This is a genomic window from Trichocoleus sp. DQ-U1, assembly GCF_039961925.1.
In the GTDB taxonomy this organism is placed as follows: domain Bacteria; phylum Cyanobacteriota; class Cyanobacteriia; order Cyanobacteriales; family FACHB-T130; genus FACHB-T130.
The window spans coordinates 162,438-180,628 of the sequence record NZ_JAMPKB010000003.1; the positions used below are offsets into that span (position 1 = coordinate 162,438).

General features: G+C 45.9%; 8 protein-coding genes. 3 read left to right on the forward strand and 5 right to left on the reverse strand.

The window, feature by feature from the left end; genetic code table 11:
• Positions 1–63: 63 nt before the first annotated feature.
• Positions 64–5,190, reverse strand: a complete 5,127-nt coding sequence (locus NDI34_RS02455) for a PAS domain S-box protein (RefSeq protein WP_348231736.1) — start codon at positions 5,188–5,190, stop codon at positions 64–66.
• 887 nt (positions 5,191–6,077) lie between these two features.
• Between NDI34_RS02455 and NDI34_RS02460 the strand changes: the two genes are divergently transcribed.
• The gene (locus tag NDI34_RS02460; protein WP_190413546.1) at positions 6,078–6,479 is read left to right on the forward strand and encodes a response regulator; all 402 of its coding nucleotides are present in this window, start codon (positions 6,078–6,080) and stop codon (positions 6,477–6,479) included.
• 221 nt (positions 6,480–6,700) lie between these two features.
• Here the strand turns inward: NDI34_RS02460 and NDI34_RS02465 are convergent, their stop codons facing one another.
• Positions 6,701–9,319, reverse strand: a complete 2,619-nt coding sequence (locus tag NDI34_RS02465) for an adenylate/guanylate cyclase domain-containing protein (RefSeq protein WP_348231737.1) — start codon at positions 9,317–9,319, stop codon at positions 6,701–6,703.
• Between the two features lie 155 nt (positions 9,320–9,474).
• Complete coding sequence (gene recN / locus NDI34_RS02470) at positions 9,475–11,349, reverse strand: DNA repair protein RecN (protein WP_190984570.1); 1,875 nt, start codon at positions 11,347–11,349, stop codon at positions 9,475–9,477.
• A 279-nt stretch (positions 11,350–11,628) separates the two neighbouring features.
• Here recN and NDI34_RS02475 point away from each other — a divergent pair, with 279 nt between their 5' ends.
• Both NDI34_RS02475 and NDI34_RS02480 read left to right on the forward strand, forming a co-directional pair.
• The gene (locus NDI34_RS02475; RefSeq protein ID WP_190413541.1) at positions 11,629–13,722 is read left to right on the forward strand and encodes an AarF/ABC1/UbiB kinase family protein; all 2,094 of its coding nucleotides are present in this window, start codon (positions 11,629–11,631) and stop codon (positions 13,720–13,722) included.
• 306 nt (positions 13,723–14,028) lie between these two features.
• Entirely contained in the window at positions 14,029–14,808 is a 780-nt protein-coding gene (locus NDI34_RS02480) for a PRC-barrel domain-containing protein (RefSeq protein ID WP_190984569.1), read from the forward strand.
• A 48-nt stretch (positions 14,809–14,856) separates the two neighbouring features.
• Here the strand turns inward: NDI34_RS02480 and NDI34_RS02485 are convergent, their stop codons facing one another.
• Both NDI34_RS02485 and NDI34_RS02490 read right to left on the reverse strand, forming a co-directional pair.
• A complete protein-coding gene (locus NDI34_RS02485; RefSeq protein WP_348231738.1) occupies positions 14,857–16,179 on the reverse strand; it encodes an ATP-binding protein in 1,323 nt (440 codons plus the stop codon).
• Positions 16,180–17,435: 1,256 nt separating this feature from the next.
• Positions 17,436–18,008 (reverse strand): hypothetical protein, encoded by a 573-nt coding sequence (locus NDI34_RS02490; protein WP_348231739.1) that lies wholly within the window; start codon positions 18,006–18,008, stop codon positions 17,436–17,438.
• Positions 18,009–18,191: the final 183 nt, after the last annotated feature.

Consider the following 18,191-nt stretch of genomic DNA (forward strand, 5'->3'; position numbering starts at 1 on the left):
GGGCGATCGCTTTAGCGGCAGATACATTCCTCGGCAAGGGCAACGCTTAGTCATGTTGAGTGGTTACAGGCAAGGAATCATAGGAATTTCAATCCAAAACTCTGCTCCCTGTCCTGGTTCTGACACGCACTTGAGCATTCCGCCATGTTTCTCCACCACAATTTGGTAGCTAATGGATAGCCCCAAACCAGTTCCCTTGCCGACTGGCTTGGTGGTAAAGAAGGGGTCAAACAGACGCTTGATAACGTTCTCTGGCATTCCTGGGCCATTGTCTCGAATCCGAATCACAACGACTTGGTTCTTGGTCATTGGTAATGGATCTTCGGTGATTGGCGTCAGCGACGTGTTAGGGTTTCCAGTCTCTTCCTCATTACCCGTTAGACGATTACGGATTTCGGTGGCGATAGTAATTTTCCTTGGTTCGGGTTGGCTGTCGAGGGCATCAATCGCATTGCTGAGAATGTTCATGAACACTTGATTGAGCTGACCGGCGTAGCAATCGACTAAGGGAAGATTGCCGTACTCCTTCAAGACTTGAATCCCGCCGTAAGCGCCATTGGGTTTCAGACGGCTATGGAGAATTAGCAAACTATTGTCGATTCCCTCGTGGATATCGACCGGCTTCATTTCAGCTTCATCCAGACGAGAGAAGTTCCGCAATGACAAGACAATCTGACGGATGCGGTCAGCGCCCATTTGCATGGAAGATAGCATTTTGGGCAAGTCATCAATGATGAACTCTAAATCAATCTCTTCCTCCTGCGCTTGAATTGCGGGAACGGGATTGGTGTAGTGCTGTTGATAGAGGTGTACGAGATCGAGTAGGTCTTGAATGTAGTCGCTGGTGTGGCTGAGGTTGCCGGTGATGAAATTGACTGGGTTGTTGATTTCGTGAGCAATTCCAGCGACCATTTGACCCAAGCTGGACATTTTTTCAGTCTGAATCAGCTGAGATTGGGCTTGTTTGAGATTGTGCAATGCTTGCTCTAGTTGTTGCGTCTGGGTTTGCGCGGCACGGGCGGCGGCACGACTTTGGGCGTAGAGTTCTGCTTGGTCAATGGCGATCGCTAGCTGATCCACGACGCCTTGCAGTAGCTCAATTTCGCTGTCAAGCCAGGGACGAGATCCACTGCTATGACTACAGACAATCGCGCCTAAATGACCGGCGTGGGTTTTCAAAGGTAGCAGCAGCACCGAACGAACGCCCAAATTGCTCAGTAGAGGTGCGATTTGCATTTCTCCATCCTCGGCATTTAGGCTGCGATCGCTTGTCAGATCGTCAACCCGCAACGTCTGAAGTTTGCGGATTTTGTCGCTCAGGGGATCGAGTTTTTCTGGGGGACACTCGGAGAGCAAACTCGGTCTACTGTCTTCTGCTGTCGCTTCGTGAGTTACGGTCAGACTCGCCTGATTGGACTGCGCCCAGCACCACAAATACTGACATTGGTCAACTTGCAACAAACCGCGAATCTCATTGACGGCGGTTCCCAGAATGGTATCTAGGTCGAGGGAATCTCGAATCTGGCTTGCTAAGCGAAACAGCAAGGCTTCCCGACGTGCCGAGAGGGCTTCTTTCGCCCAAGACCGATCGATGGCGATGGCGATCGCGTTGACGACCCACCCTAAGACTTGATGAACGGCTTCGGTAAAGCGTTGGCTGCTGCATACAGCCATGACGCCCACCAGTCGCTCTTCGACAATCAGGGGATAGGTTGCTAAATAGCTTTCGGGAATTCGCAAACAGCTTTCAGCGACAAAATCATCGTACAAGCGGGCTTCCAACCCGCCCCCAGACCGATAATTACTATCCTGAGTCAGGTAGGGTTGACGAGTTTGAGCGACGAAGCCGACGAGGGTACCGTCTAGAACCTGGTGACGCTGAGCCAACAAATCTTGCCAATACAATTCGCTGTCTCGATCAACCCTTGTCGTTGCTTGCAATTCCAAGCGATTGAGTTTTTGGTTAAATGTCCAGATACAAGCAAAAGTTGCATCGAGATGCTGCACCATTGCTTCCGTACAGTGATTGAGACTTTCCGATAAAGACCCAGCCGCACCCAAAGCAGTACCGATTTCTGCTTCTAGGGTCGAGAGGCGCGATCGCTCCATCAGTGCTGCTTCTGACTGTTTGCGACCTGTAACATCCCGGAAATAAACCGATAGACCATCTTGATAGGGATAGCCCCGCACTTCAAACCACGACTCCAGAGGCTCGTAGAACACCTCAAAGTGAACCGTTACTTGATTGGCAACTGCCCGCTGGTACTCCTGATAAAAATTAGAAGTGACTGCTTCTGGAAACTCATCCCAAATACACTGATTAATCAACTCATCTTTGCTTCTAAATAAAAGCTGCTCTGCCCGCGAGTTCAAATAGGTGAATCGCCACTCGGTATCTAAAGTAAAGAAAGCATCGGTAATACTTTCCAAAATGCTCCGAGTGCGGTTCTCGCTGTTGACAGCCGCCTCGCGTGCCGCCTGTTCTCTCGCCAAAAGCTGGATGCGCTCCTCCTCTTGCCGCTTGCGCTCGTCGATATCCGTGTTCGTCCCAAACCAACTAACGATCCTGCCTTCGTTATCATGCACGGGTACCGCCCGTCCCAAGTGCCAGCGATAGTTTCCCTCAGCCGCATTCAGCAGGCGAAATTCAACTTCGTAAGGCTCTCCCGTAGAGAGAGAATGACTCCAGCGGGCAATACACCCCGGCACATCCTCCGGATGCAGCACATCTTGCCATCCCCAGCCCACCATTTCCTCGAAGGTGCGTCCGAAATATTCTAGAACGCGCTGGTTCACATAATCGAGTGCGCCATCTGGCTGTGCCGTCCATACCTGTTGCGGAATCACTTCAGCTAAAGCGCGAAAGCGCTGTTCGCTCTGCCGCCGTAATTCTTCTGCCCTTTTGCGCTCAGTGATGTCTTGACGGATTGCTACATATTCAACGGGTTTTCCATCGGAATTTAAGACGGGCACAATGGTGGTATCTACCCAGTAACAAGTTTTGTCTTTGGCTCGATTTCTGATTTCGCCATGCCAGACGCTGCCACTACTGATGGTTGCCCACATCTGCTGAAAAAATTCCTTGGGGTGATAGTCAGAATTGACGATGCGGTGATTTTGTCCGAGCAGTTCCTCTTTGGAGTATTGAGAAATTTCGCAGAATTTATCGTTTACATAGTTAATCTTTCCGGTCGAGTCAGTGACTGCCACGATTGAAGATTGAGCGAGTGCAAACTTGATGTCTGCCACTTCTTTGAGGGATTCAGACAGTGCAAATTCAGCTCGCTGACGCTCTTGTTGTGCATGAGCGTCTTTGATGGTAATCATCAAGTATCCGGCAATATCAGTTAAGGTGGCTAGCTCATGTTCGCTCCATTTGTATGGTTGCGGCGAGTCAAAGCACAGCAAGCCTACTAACTGGTCGGAATACGGAAACGGTACGTCAAGCATAGACTGAGTTTGGACTGCCAGCAGGACATCAGCGAGAGGTGCTAGCCGGAAGTCTTGGGTAACATCGTTACAGATGAATGATTCGCCCATCTGCAAGGCATTGAGATACTCCGGAGCCGCAGTGAGGTCAACCACCGCTCCTGAGAGTTTCGGCATTGCTGGCGGCTCGATGGAGGAAATTACCGTCAAGATACCTTGGTGATTAATCGTTGAGTAAGCTATTCGCAGATAAGGGAAATATTCGCTAATTTGTTTGAGCGTGCGCTCAATTATTTGCTCTATCGACAAACCAGATCGGGTTTTAGTCGAGATGCTGTTAAGCAACTGAAGACGAGTTTTGCTCTTCAGAAGCGCTGTCTCGGCTCGCTTAGAGAGCGTGATGTCTGTCTGAATGCCAACCAAGTAAAGTAAATCGCCATTATCTGAGAACACGGGCGAAATTTTTAATTGGTTCCAGAAAGGTTGACCATCTTTGCGATAGTTTAGCAGCGTGACTTTAACTTCTTTGGCTTGAGCGATCGCATTCCTAATTTTTGCGATCGCTTCTGGATCGGTATCGGCACCTTGCAAAAACCGGCAGTTACGACCAATCGCTTCCTCTGGCTGATACCCAGTAATTCGGGTGAAAGCTGGATTCGCGTATACAATCGGGCAATCTAGTTGATGGGGATCGACGATGACAACGCCATCTGAAACTGACTTTACAGCTTGTGCCAGTTTCAGATTTTCTGCGGCGGCTCGACGCAAGGCATCTTCAGTTTGCTGACGTTTGGTGATATCCATGACTGTGCCGATCGTGCGAACCGTTGTTGCCGTTTCGCTGTAAAGAACTTTGCCTTTTCCCGCTAGCCAGCGGATACTGCCATCAGGACAGACAATGCGGAATTCAATCTCGTGGTCTGTTTTACCCTGAATAGAGTCAGCGATCGCCCCAGCGACAAGTTCCCGATCTTCAGGATGAACCCATTTTAGGAAGCATTCCTGAGTTGCGTCAGTGCCCGGAACTAAACCCAATAGCCCCTCTAAATTATCAGCTCCTGTTGGAGCGATTCCTTCACCTGTCAAAAGATTAAAATCCTCAATGTTAGTGCCAGAAGCTGCTCGTCCCAACTGAAATCGGGTTTCTTTCTCCTGAAGTGCTGCTTCAGTTTGCTGTTGATTGATGATAATTTGTTCGAGGTTTGTTAAGTTTTTTCCCAGTTGTAAGTGAGCGATCGCTTGCCTTCCTAATGTCCCCAGTGCTTGCTGCTGTTCCTTGCTTAAATCTCGCGGCACATCATCGAGGGCAGATAGCACCCCTACCATCACGCCCTCAGACGTGACTAAGGGCACACCCGCATAAAATCGGATTTTTGGATCGAATTTCACCAAGGCATGGCTAGCAAACCGTTTATCAGACAGGGTATCCCGAACGAGCATCAACTCGCATTCGCAGATTTCTGGTTGCAGGATGGCATAAGTGCAGAAAGCAACATAGGCGTCAGTGTCTGGGGTAGAAATGCCCAATTTTGACTGAAGCCAATGTTGTTTGCCATCCATAAAGCTGAGCAAAGCCATCTTTGTCTGGCAAATATAGGCTGCTAAACGGGTCAGATCGTCGAAAGCAGCTACAGATATTTGAAGATACGCTAGCTCCGGAGGAGCCGTAACGCTGATGCGATCGGGGATAGAGTTGAGTAGCGGACACCATCCCAGAGCATCGAGCGGGATTGCTCCGTTTCCAGGTATTCTTGCGTTCATGTTAAGCGCCCTTTTCTGCGAATGCTGCACTTTTTAGGAGCTAGCTGTATAAATGTTTACTTTTATTAAAACCGGATGATGAAGGCACTCTTTGAGACTTACTTTCCCTTTGCCTCTATGAGAAGCTTTATTGAAAGTTATATGATGTAGATGTTCCCTTATTTAGTTACTGAACTTAATCTTTGATACTGCATCGCTCAAGTTAGGTTAGTTGATGCCAGCCACAGACTAAAAGAAACAACAGTGTAAAGTTTAGGTAGGCAATACCCTCTTCACCGCAATTGCCAAGCCACCATCCGTCTTTAGGGAAAGCTAGGTTTTTGGCTGCAAGCAGAAATGCGATCGCGCTTCTGCTTGCAGCCTGCTAACGAAGCCTTTCTAGAGCAACTTGGCAGAACCTTCTCTATCTAGGATTCCCGTCAAGGATATATTTCTATCACAGACTGATATTTTTTGATTAACAAACACCCCATCCGCTCTTTTAGTATTTTTATCTTTACAAAACAAATGCAGCTTCAGTTTGTTTTCTTGTTACAATTATTTAACTGTATTCCCGTAATTCTTCTACTCACTGAGCAATAATCCTCAAGCTATAGTGCATATAGTAGAATGTTTATTTTAATAAAATTAAATTTTTGTAAAGCATTTTGAGATAGACAAACATTGAACAAACATTTATTAATAAGGAGTCCTAAAAAACTCAACGAAACTAGAAAAGCCTTAAATTAAGAATAGCTGGACAGGATAGATGTATTCTGACAAAGGAAAGCGATGCTCTCTTACCTACTGGGGCTGACGTTAGAATAATTTGGATTGGGCTTTTTAATCGCCTTTGAACCGAATTCAATGATTGTAGGTTTTTGTATACTAAAAATTGGGTAAAGAAGATGTCTTCAACTTTGAGTGATATACCGACTATCCTAGCAGTGGATGATAGTAGCGTCATGCAGACGCTGATCAAACGTGCCCTAGAAAGAGACTACAAAGTTTTGGTGGCAGATAATGCAGTAGATGCCTTATCGGTGATTTACCACCAGCAGATTTCAATTTTATTACTGGATGTTTCCATGCCAGGGGTAGACGGCTTAGAACTCTGCCGCACAGTCCGGAGTTTACCGCAATTTAGCGAGCTACCCATCATCATGCTGACAGCCCGAGACGGAGTTTTTGATAAAGTACAGGGGCGTCTGGCGGGTGCAACTGAATATTTGACAAAACCCTTTGAGGCTGAGCAACTGCGCCAGATTGTTGGCAGTTTTATTAATTCAAATTGTTCAACTGAAATTTAATTTCCACTCCCTCAAACTAGAAGTGTTAGCGTAGCGAATACTTGTTGGTTAAAATTAGTTACCAACACGATGTCATTGGTTCACATCCCCAACTTCTCTCTCGAAGTCGGGGATCTCGCCTTCAGGAATCATTTAAGACGGTTACAGTTATCCTAATCCTGGGTTATTTTGCTGATAGCTAATCGCAAAAATAAAGGTTTGAGATTAGCCATTAGCCATTCCTACTTTTCCGTCAACGTGAAAACCCCATCCCAGTTATCAGGAGGCGGTTCTTGGAGAAACAACTGACAGCGTTTCAGGTGCAAAGCAGCCGCTTTGTCGTTTTTGTCAATTTCTTCCAGAATGGTACCAAACTCACCCATTGCGCGAGTAAACTTACGATTTAGGTAATACTCGCGTCCTTTATGGTAAAGCTCGATCGTCATTTGCTTTTGATCTGAGATTTTTTCGTCCCGCAGTCCCACCAGTTCATAGATATTCACTGGCGTAGTCTTACCTTTGACTCGAATACAATCAAGTTCTCTTGCCCAAATCAGATTCTTGCAAGGCTGATAAGTGCTTTCGCTAATTACAATATCGCAACCATATTGTTTGCTAGCACCTTCTAAGCGAGATCCCAAATTCACTTCGTCACCAATTGCGGTGAACTCCATGCGCTTACTGGAGCCAATATTACCGCTAATTACCGTACCGGAATTAATCCCAATCCCAATCTTAAACGTTGGGAATCCGATGTCTTGGCGACAGGCATTAAATTCTGTCAAACGATGACGCATTTCGACGGCTGTTTGTACCGACATCCAGGCATGATCCGGCAAGGGTAAGGGAGAACCAAAGACTGCCATAATGGCATCGCCAATATATTTATCGAGGGTGCCTTTGTGTGTAAAAACAGCGTCTACCATCGACTCAAAATATTCATTGAGCATCTGCACCACGTCTTCTGCATTCATACTTTCAGTTAAGGTGGTGTAGCTGCGAATATCTGAGAACAAGATGGAAACTTCTTTTTTATCGCCCCCTAGTTTGGCATCACCGCTATTGATTAACTGTTCTGCCAATTCTTGAGTCATGTAGCGGTACATCGTACTCTTGAGCCGTTTCTCCTGAGAGATGTCATCCATCACCACCAAGGCACCGTAGACGTTGTTATTGTCGCTGGCATCTGCAATGGAGTTAATTGACAGGTGAACGCTATGTTGTTCTTCTTCTGTAGAGAGCAGAGTTTGATCGGGGTAGTATTGCTGGCGGCTTTTTTCTTCAGCGGCGTCTATCGCAGCTTTAAACCATTTAGAAAAGTCACCTTCTTTGATGCGGATTAGATCGGCAATTTTTCTACCTTCTATATGGTCTTCATTTTTAAATCCTAAGAGTCGCTTAGCGCTTTCATTCGCTGCAATGATCTGACCGGATTTATCAGTAGAGAGAACTCCATTAGAAAGGCTGCGGAGAATGTCACGCTGCATTTGTTCTTGCTGTTTGACCGTAGCAAACAATTTGGCATTTTGCAGCGCTACACCGGCTTGAATATTAAATGCTTCCATGAAAGCTTCATCACTTTGATTAAAGCTTGCCTTCCAGCATTCGGGAGGTTCGGGCCAAGTTTCCGGATTATAAGGGGGAAATTCTCCCTGTTTTTTCTTATTTACAAGTTGGGTGACACCAATCAACGCTTTGTCAGCGTTAAAGATTGGCATACATAATAAGCTACAAGTACGATAGCCATTTGCCTGATCGACTTGTTTAGACACTTCAGAATCTGGATCGGCATAGAGGTCAAAGGAGATATTCAGGGGTTTGCCGGATTCAGCAACTTTCCCGACATAACCTTTTCCGACTGGCACTCGCAGTTCTCGCATGGAACCGTCGGAAAGAGGGATTCTTGTCCACAAGTCATGGCGATCGCTATCTAACAGCCACAGGGTGCTACGATCTGCATTCATCAGCTCCTGGGCTTCATGCATCACCCGGTTCAGGGTATCTTCTAAGTCGAGATTGCTTTGGCTTAAGGATCGAGTCGCCTTCATCAAGGCATCAGAAGCCCGCTGTCTCTGCGTTGCCATGTAAAAAGAGCGGGAACTTTCTAGAATCAGGCGAATGGAAGGCGCAAATTCTGCAAAAATTCTTTCATCTTTTGAAGTAAAACCATTGAGATCGATTCTTTCCCCTAACGGCTTTCCTGGCTGATTTGGTAAATTTAATTTATTAATTAATTGAACGACAGCGACTAAATTTCCCTCTTCGTTTACCAGAGGTAAAGTCAACATCGTATAGGTGCGATAGCCATTTTCTTGGTCTTTCTTTTTGGCGAACGCAGAGCGCGGATCTTCGTAAAAATCAAAGGGAATATTAATACTTTTTTTATGGGTTGCTACCTCACCGGCAATGCCTTTATCTGCCGGAATCCGCAACTCTAAAGGTCGCCCCTCTGCGCCTTCAGCAAGAATTGACCAGAGTTGGTTCTTTTCTTCATCTAGTAAATAGATGGTTGTGCGATCTGCGCCGAGTAATTCTCCGGTTTTTAAGGTAATGGCATTCAACATTTCTTGAAGAATGGCATCAAAACCCTGACTATCAGTCAACATTGACAGGGTTTGATTGACTACCTGAAGCTTTTCTTCGACACCTGTGACGACTTCTTTGAAAGTTTCCTTATTCAGTGGGGCGAGCAGTGCCGTAAAACTGCCTTCTTTTGTGGCTAATGCACCACCCGTACCAGTAGGAATATTTGTAGAGGTTTGGGGAATTTGATTCCCTGTTTGATTTTCATCGTGGGGAACAACATCAATCACCCTGTCTGTATCGTTCCAACCATGCATTTTGGTAGATGAAGGTGTCATAGATTTTTTCAGATGCCTGAATTTGAGCGAGGTACGAGGCGGTGGAATTATCCTACAAATTTAACAGCCAAACTTTTTGTGCCTAGTGAGCAAATGCCATACTACTTACTCAACAGTTTACTCTTTGTTTTGGGGTTGGATAGAGGGCAGGTTATTTATTTGTTGTTCTTGGTCTTGCGTCCATTATGTTTGACTGCGGCTTGAGCTAGCAAGGACTCTGCAAAAGCGATCGCATCTTTGGCAGAATGTCCCCCAGCTAGTGTTGCTAATTCTTGGCGGCGCGTCTGGTGATTGTCAAGCACGCTGACTCGGACAACCGTGCGTTCGGAAGCCTGAAGGATGTAAGATGTCGGGTCTTCTTCCCGGAGTCCTTGAATTGCTCTCTCTAAGGGGAGGGTTGGATGAATTGCTTCGGCGTTGGTTGTCGAGACTTCGCCCTTTTTCCCAGCCTTCTTGGAGGGATCTGGCTTCTGGCTTCCTTCAACGACGTGTTTATCGACGCGGAAATGGCGGTCAGCCATTGCGGCGACGAGGGGTTGGTGAGTGACGCAAAGAACTTGATGTCCCTGAGAAAGTTGGTGGAGTTTCTCAGCGATCGCTTGGGCAACCCGTCCGGACACCCCGACATCGATTTCGTCAAAAATTAGGGTTCCGGCAGCTTCCAGTTGCGAGAAACAAGCTTTCAGCGCCAGCAAGAAGCGGCTCATTTCCCCTCCAGAGGCAGTGGCAGACAGCGGTTGTAGGGGTTCGCCTGGGTTGGGACTAAAATAAAAGGCGATTGCGTCGGCACCTGTTGCGGTTGGGGGACAAGGGGTAATTTTGACTTGAAACTGCACCTTTTCCATCGCTAAAGGCTTGAGTTCTGCCACGAGCCTGCTTTCTAGTTCGTTGGCAGCAACGCCGCGCAAAGCGGTCAACTGGTCAGCCGTAAAGGTCAAAGTTTCATGACATCGAGAATAGATTTTTTCCAGTTCTTCGAGGGAGTGACCGCTATCGGTGAGGAGAGCGAGTTCAGCTTGGATGCTTTGACTGTAAGCGATCGCTTCCCCTAACGTCGGCCCATACTTGCGGCAAATCTGCTTCAGGGTGCGGATGCGCTCTTCCACTTCCGCCAGTCGCTGAGGATCGGCTTCTAAAGAAGCACCGTAAGCATTAATTTGCTGTCCGGCTTCCACCACTTGCGCCAGAGCCGTACTCACCATATCCAGAACGGGCTGCAGCGTGGCATCATAAGTTACCATATCAATCAGCGTGGCTTCAGCTTGACCTAATAAGTCTGCACCCGCTGACTCCCCCGCATCATTTTGATAAAGAGCTTGATAAACCTGATAACTCAGCTGTTGTAACTCCACCACATGACTTAAGCGCTGGCGTTCTTGTTCAAGCTGTTCTGGCTCATCCGGTTCGCTCAAATTAGCGGCAGTTAATTCTTGGGCTTGATACTGTAGCAAATCGAGCCGTTGCAAGCGTTGCTGCTCGGACTGACGGCGTTTGTCTAAGCGATCTCGTGCTTGTTGGCAGTCGAGATAGGCAGCTTGAACGACTGAGCGTTGCTGTAGCACCGCCTCGCCGCCATAGACATCCAGTAACTCTCGCTGAAGCGCGGGTGCCACGAGTTGCACGGTTTGACCTTGGGCAGTAATTTCTACTAAGCGATCGCGCAGGCGATCCATTAATTGGCGATTGACCAGAACGCCATTGACGCGAGAGCGGCTGCGGAGGCTTCCTTGCAGGCAGGCAATCTCCCGACAACAAACCACGGCTGTATCATCCAGCAGCTCGATCTCTTGTTCGGAGAGCCACTCGGTCACTACTCGGTCAACCTTGAAGGTGGCTTCAACCAAAGCGCGATCGCTACCCGTGCGAATCGACCATTTGCTGACTTTTCCGCCCAAGGCGGCGTCAATCGCATCCAGAATAATCGACTTTCCCGCGCCGGTTTCGCCGGTCAGGACATTCAATCCAGAGCCAAATTCAAGCTCCAGATGGTCAATCAAGGCAAAGTTTTCAATCCGTAGGGACAGGAGCATGGAGCAAAATTCACCTTGAGGGAAGAGGGCAGGCAGTGGCAACCCAATGAACAATGGCAAGTGCGAAGCATTTGATGCTGTGCGAGTTATTTAAAAAAGGTACTGGGCTACCAAACTTAGTTTAGTGTTTAGTTTTAAGTCCCGAAACTTTTTCAGGGTAGCGGGAAATTGACCGAACTGGCATTGTCCCCAGCTAGAGCCGGAATACCTTGTCCTGGCGCTTCCCCTACTTATTGTTACAATACTTAACAGAGTTGCTCTGAGTCGGTTCCCAAGCTTATGAATGTTAAAAGAGTCTCCCCTATGTCACATCGGACAGACGCAAGCGATCGCATTTCTACAACAGGTGTGATGAAACCTGCCCAGACAGCGTCCGCCGCGCCAGGAGAGGCGGTCGTGGTGGAGTATGAGCTGACGCCGACAGCAGAGCAATATCCAGCAGCCGTAGATGCCCAAACCGCCTATATCCAAGCAGAAGAACTGCGCTACGACCCCGTCGCCATTACCGATTACTACCGGAGGCGTCCATTCCAAGTTTGGGGGCGATTGTTCAATATTCTGGTGCCGATACTCCGCTTTGGACTGAGTTTGTGGTGGGACAAGCAAACAGGTAGCGTTCCCAAGAACGAGCGGAAACGGGCAATTCGATTGCGGACAATCATCACGAGACTGGGACCCGCCTATATTAAGGTGGGGCAAGCGCTCTCGACCCGACCAGACTTAGTTCCGACGACTTATTTAGACGAACTAAGTCACTTGCAAGACCAACTGCCACCTTTTCCCAATGAATTAGCTTATCGGTTTATTGAGGAAGAATTAGGCGATCGCCCCGAACAAATTTACGCCGAACTCTCCCCCACCCCGGTAGCCGCTGCCTCCTTGGGACAAGTCTACAAAGGCAAGCTCAAGACTGGCGAAACCGTCGCTGTGAAGGTGCAGCGTCCCGGCTTAAGAGAAAACATTGCCCTAGATATTTACATCCTGCGTACCCTTGCCGGGTGGGCGCAGAGAAATCTCAAACAGGTGCGGAGCGACCTCGTATCCATCATGGATGAATTTGGCACCCGCATCTATGAAGAGATGGACTATACCCAAGAGGGTCACAACGCCGAGCGCTTTGCCTCTCTATACGGTCACTTACAAGATATTTACATTCCCAAGATTTACTGGGAATACACCCAGCGTCGCGTCCTGACAATGGAGTGGATTAACGGCACCAAATTGACCCAGCCAGAGGCACTCCGCGCTCAGGGAATTGATGCCGTTCATTTAATCGAGGTTGGCGTTCAGTGTTCGTTGCGGCAATTGCTAGAACATGGCTTTTTCCACGCTGACCCCCATCCAGGTAACTTGTTAGCGACGACTGACGGTCAACTTGCTTATCTGGATTTTGGCATGATGAGCGATGTCAAACCTTATCAGCGGTATGGCTTAATTGAAGCCGTGGTTCACATGGTCAACCGGGACTTTGAGGGCTTAGCTCGCGACTACGTGAATCTAGAGTTTTTAACCCCAGAGACTGACCTGGCTCCCATCATCCCAGCCCTTTCCAAGGTCTTTAGCAACGCGCTGGGAGCTAGTGTCGCGGAGATGAACTTTAAGAGCATCACCGATGATATGTCGGCGTTGATGTACGAGTATCCCTTCCGCGTTCCAGCCTACTACGCGCTGATTATCCGCTCTTTAGTCACGTTAGAGGGGATTGCGATTAATGTCGATCCCAATTTCAAAGTTCTCAGTAAAGCGTATCCCTACGTTGCCAAGCGCCTCTTGACAGACCCTTCCCCGGAATTGCGGGCATCTCTGCGCGACCTCCTGTTCAAAGACGGCAGTTTCCGCTGGAATCGTCTGGAAAATCTGTTAAAAAATGCCCGTTTCAGTGACGATTATGACCTGACTCAGGTGCTGAATCAGACTCTAGATTTTCTGTTCTCAGAGCGGGGTGCATTTATCCGGGAACACCTAACGGATGAAATTGTGAAGGGGATCGATTCGCTGGGACGCCGCACCTTCCAAAATGTCACGTATTCGCTACGCGAACGGGTGGGGATGACGGTGAATGAGGCACCGCCGTCGGCAGAAACGCCCGCCAGTCTGGAGCATATTAAACGGATCTGGGATATTCTCCAGGAAACGAGCGGATTTGACGCGATGCAACTGTTACCTGTGATTCCCCAATTGCTGATGAAGCCAGAAACTCAGCGCATGGGTCAAAAAATTGCCGGGGGTTTGGTGCAGCGAGTGGCGGCGCGATTGATTCGGGACGTTTTACTTCAGGATGCGCCCCCAAAAGCCTCCCAGAACGGTCACACGCCACGTACTTATCCCCCAACATCACCACGCTTAGCGTTGCCGCCTGCTGCCGCGAGATAAGGCTGTAGAGACCGTTGGGACATGGGAAAACTAGCTGGGTCACTGAAGAGCGTGAAGAGCGATCGCTCTGGTGACAATATCGTTCAGTTGGGAATGATCTTAGTTAAGAATGATCTTAGGTTGGGTGGAGCGTCAGCGAAACCCAACTTTTGCTTTATTAGGTTGGTTTTCTGGGCTTAACCTCAACTTACACTTTGATTGGGAAACGTTTACAAGAAAGCTAAGTTTGAGGCGATCGCTTCCCGACTCTTGTTAATCTAAAGCAGCATATATTGCCAATTGGATGAATCTCTAAGGATTTTGGTCATGAACGCGCAACCACAGATAATTAGACAAAGTGACTTACTCAATCGGCTGGTACTCGATCGCAGTACAGCAGAAGAAGTCGGTCGGGTAGAGCAATTGTGGCTAAATTCTCAATCTCACCAAGTCGTAGGGTTTAGCTGCAAGTCAGGATTTTTGGGTAGTCTAAAACAGGTGTTTAGGTGGGAGCAAATTACTACGATTGGCACCGATAGTATTATTGTCAACAACACTCCAGAAGTTATTGAACCCGAAACGCCAATTCAGAAAATTTCTTTAATTGGACATGAGGTGTGGACTGACGCTGGCAACAAAGCTGGCAAAATTATAGACTATCTCTTCAATCCTAAAACCGGCGCTGTTGTTAATTACTTATTTGTTTCTAGTGGTTGGCGCGGTGTTTTGAATGGTGTTTATTTGCTCCCGGTAGAAGCTATTTCTAGCACGGGTAGTAAACGAGCGCTTGTCGCGGATGCCATCGTCCAAACTCCGCAACAGTACACCCAGGGACTTAATCAAAAAATGAGTCAAGCCGCAGAGTTACTGAGAGAAGACTATAAGAAAACTCAGGATGATTTAGAAGCGCTAAAGCGCAGCGCTCAAAATATTGCTGAGCAAGTCAAAGACACAACTGAAACGGTGACTGGGATTGCTAAAGAAAAGTTTTCTGAGGCGACGCAGCGACAAGACACTTCTCAACCAAATGAGACGATAAAAACAATTGATACGACGGCTCAGTCTTTACCAAACGAGCCTCCAGAGCTACCTGGAAACACTAATTAAGCTAATAGGATAAAAAATCGATGATGAAGCACATCAAATAATCTTTACTTATCGGTTTTGATTCAGGTGATTGAGGGGCAACTTAACAGTAAAAGTCGTGCCGCTGCCAACTTCACTTTCGACAGCGATCGCACCATCGTGTAAATCAACACACTCTTTAACGATTGTCAATCCCAGCCCTGTACCAGAGATTGTGCCGACATTCGTTCCTCGATGGAATCGCTCAAACAAGCGTCGTTGGTCCTCTTTTGGGATTCCTATTCCCTCGTCCTGAATTTGGAAGATTGCCTCACGATCCTGACAGATAAGTTCAAAATGAACTTTGCCACCTCTAGGAGAATATTTAATTGCATTTGAAAGCAAATGGTCAATAATTTGTCGCAGCAGCTTTTTATCCAGGTAGGCGTTAGCACACTGCCCTTGATGAATAAAAGTAATCGCGTGTTGGGAGCCTATGCTAAGTTGCAATTCTTCCACCAACTCGCGGCTAAACTCTACTAAATCTACTGGTATGGGATTAAGCTCTAACTTGCCAGCCTCTGTTTTATCCAGAAGGAGGATGTCGTTTAACAACCGAGCCATTTGTTTGCTAGCAGCTCTTATTTTCTGGAAATGCGAGTCTTTTTGTACGTCAGATAATTTGTGTTTGTAGCGTTCCAGTAATTCAGCAGACATAGAGATAATTGTCAGTGGCGTGCGGAATTCATGAGATGCAGCCCTGATGAAGCGAGATTTGAGATTGCTAAGTTCTTTTTCTTGTTCTAGTGCTTTTTGGGTTTGTTCCGCCTGTTTATGGCGTTCGGTGATGTCACGTACTAGCCAGCGCAAACCGATTAAATTGCCGCAGCGATCGCGTATAGCAGCCACGTTCAGTGCAGCTGGGAACGGCTGACCTTTTGAGGGTTGTAAGCGCACTTCCCAGTCGTGCAACTGCGGGAAGTGATTCAATTCAGTCAATATATCCCTAAAAGTTTTGCGATCTTCCTTAGCCACAAAAATCGCCATTGGTTTGCCGATTAGAGAATTCTGGGAGCGGTTCAGCAAAGCCGATGCTGTGCGGTTAGCCTCCTGAATGATTCCCAAGGTATTCGTCACTAAGTACCCGTCTGGGGCAAATTCAAATAGCTCTTGGTAGCGCTGGCGTTCTGCTTTCACAGTCTCGCAGGCGATCGCAAGTTGTTCGTTGCGTTGCTGCAACTCCTCTGTAGCCACCTGCAACTCTTCCAAAACCGTGGAGAGTTCCTGCAAAGCCTCCATTGTCAGTGTTTCCTGCGGATGCGGAAGGGATGAGGATTCCCTAGTACGCTGCCACAGCTCGTGCAGGCGCTGTTGTGCCGCCTCAATCTGTTGGTTAAAAATTTCCTCTTCCATCACGTACTTGTTCTGTGAGAATTAAGCTTAAGGGTTGATGCGCTTGCAGGAGTTTTCCTAAATTCACGAGCGATCGCTTCCTTCATACTCACAGATGCATTAATTTAGTATAAAAGCAAATCCTCTCACAAAAGATGCAAGCTTAGGAATAGCTCTATTACTTACCGGAATAATATTTGTAACTACAGTAACCGACCAACTATAAAATTGAATATTACGATAGTAATATTCTGTCATCGCTAAGTCTCTCTACTAATCATAATTGCTTAGCACTTAACTTGAGTATTCTTAAGCATTTCTTTCACAAGAATAAGGCAATGAACTTTTAATTAACAATTTATGCTTACTAATACTCAGAAATTAACTTAACCCTATCTTCGATTATAAGTATTAGAATATGATTTTGTGCAACTATGATTTTAAACTACTCATGACTTTACCGTAATACAATTATCAACTTTTAAATTAATGTTGAGTTTACTTATAAAAATATAGGATTAAAATTAAATTGCAAATTTTATTAGTAGATTAAAATTATTTTTTATCAGTAAAATTAGTTATTTAATATAAAACTTATTTAAAAAGCCACCCAAACTTTCAAGAAATAGTTTTTTCATAAATATAAAAATAAAAAGGCAGTGCTAGCTTTAACTTATTCCAATTCCAATTTCCATCATCTGAGGTTCTACGATAAACTTAACTTCAAGGTTAGTGAGTAAGAGTGCAGTAGCGATCGCGTCTATCCTTACTCTAATTGCAAACTGATACAAAAGCCTAGGAGTGCAGTTAATAAAATTAACGATGTCATGCGATCGCGCTCATCTCCACCAAAGCAAACGCAAACATCTATACATGAAGGGGAAGCGATCGCACTTTTAATTAAATAATGCAACCGCTCTTCTCCTCAAAAACTACACTCGCAAATAACTACATCCTAAAATTAACTGACAACTATTAGCTCAAACAAATTTCCATTGCTTTATTCACTTAAGTATAACGCTATTGTCATGTACTAATTTGATTTGATAATAGCCATGAAATCCCTTATTTTTTAGGCTATGACTTAGATATTAATACAACCTAATAAAACCAAATTTTCAAATAACTAAACGGCTGGCAAAAAAGTTTCTTTTACACCCAAACTCTAGTATGTATTTAATACAGCATTAACAAAAAAATCTAGTTGGCTGGATTAATTTTCTTATATTTCTAGTTTAGTGTCAATATGGAAGTAAATACTCACAAATTTATATCACTCAATCCTCTAATAAACTTATCCCAAAGTGCTTGCTCACCTTAATACCTAAACAAATAATTAATAAAGAAACTAAAATATTAATTAGAATTTCTCTTGTTGAACCAAAGGGTAAGGATTGTAGATAAATAGTACATTTTGATAAGTCATTTCCTACACATAATGCTAAAGGAAATAAGAGGAATACTCCGTTTACAATTAAGATCCATAAAGATATTTTAAAACTAACTTTTAACCAATATACAGCAACATCCTGTGCAATTTTATTCAAGACTATCACTCGCAAGCGCCTTCCTTTTGCGCTCCTCATGTTTTTTTCATTAAGAAGGTTCCATGTCCGTACACAAAAAGTAATTAGGCGTGGAATTATTAAAATAGCTAATATTATTAATCCTGCTCTACTTGTAGCAAAACCTTGCAATACTTCCCAATAACTAGAATAACATCTTCTGCTAGGCAACAAATAGGTGGGAAAGGTTGACCCATTTCTACAAGAAATTACTTCAAAAGTGACCAGGCATAAAACTATTATTGTTACCGTACCAGAAACTATTCCTGTGACAGCAACAGACAAAGAATAAGAAATTCTGGTAAGTATCTTAAAAAAATTCATTGCTTCCAGAATACTTTTCAGTAAAGGGGCGATCGCTCTCAAAATCCAAAACGTTTATGCTTGATGCTGTGCTAGGCAAGTCGCTAGCTCGATTTCATCCGAAAAGTCTAATAAAGTTTCGCTTAATTCATCGAGAGCAGTTGC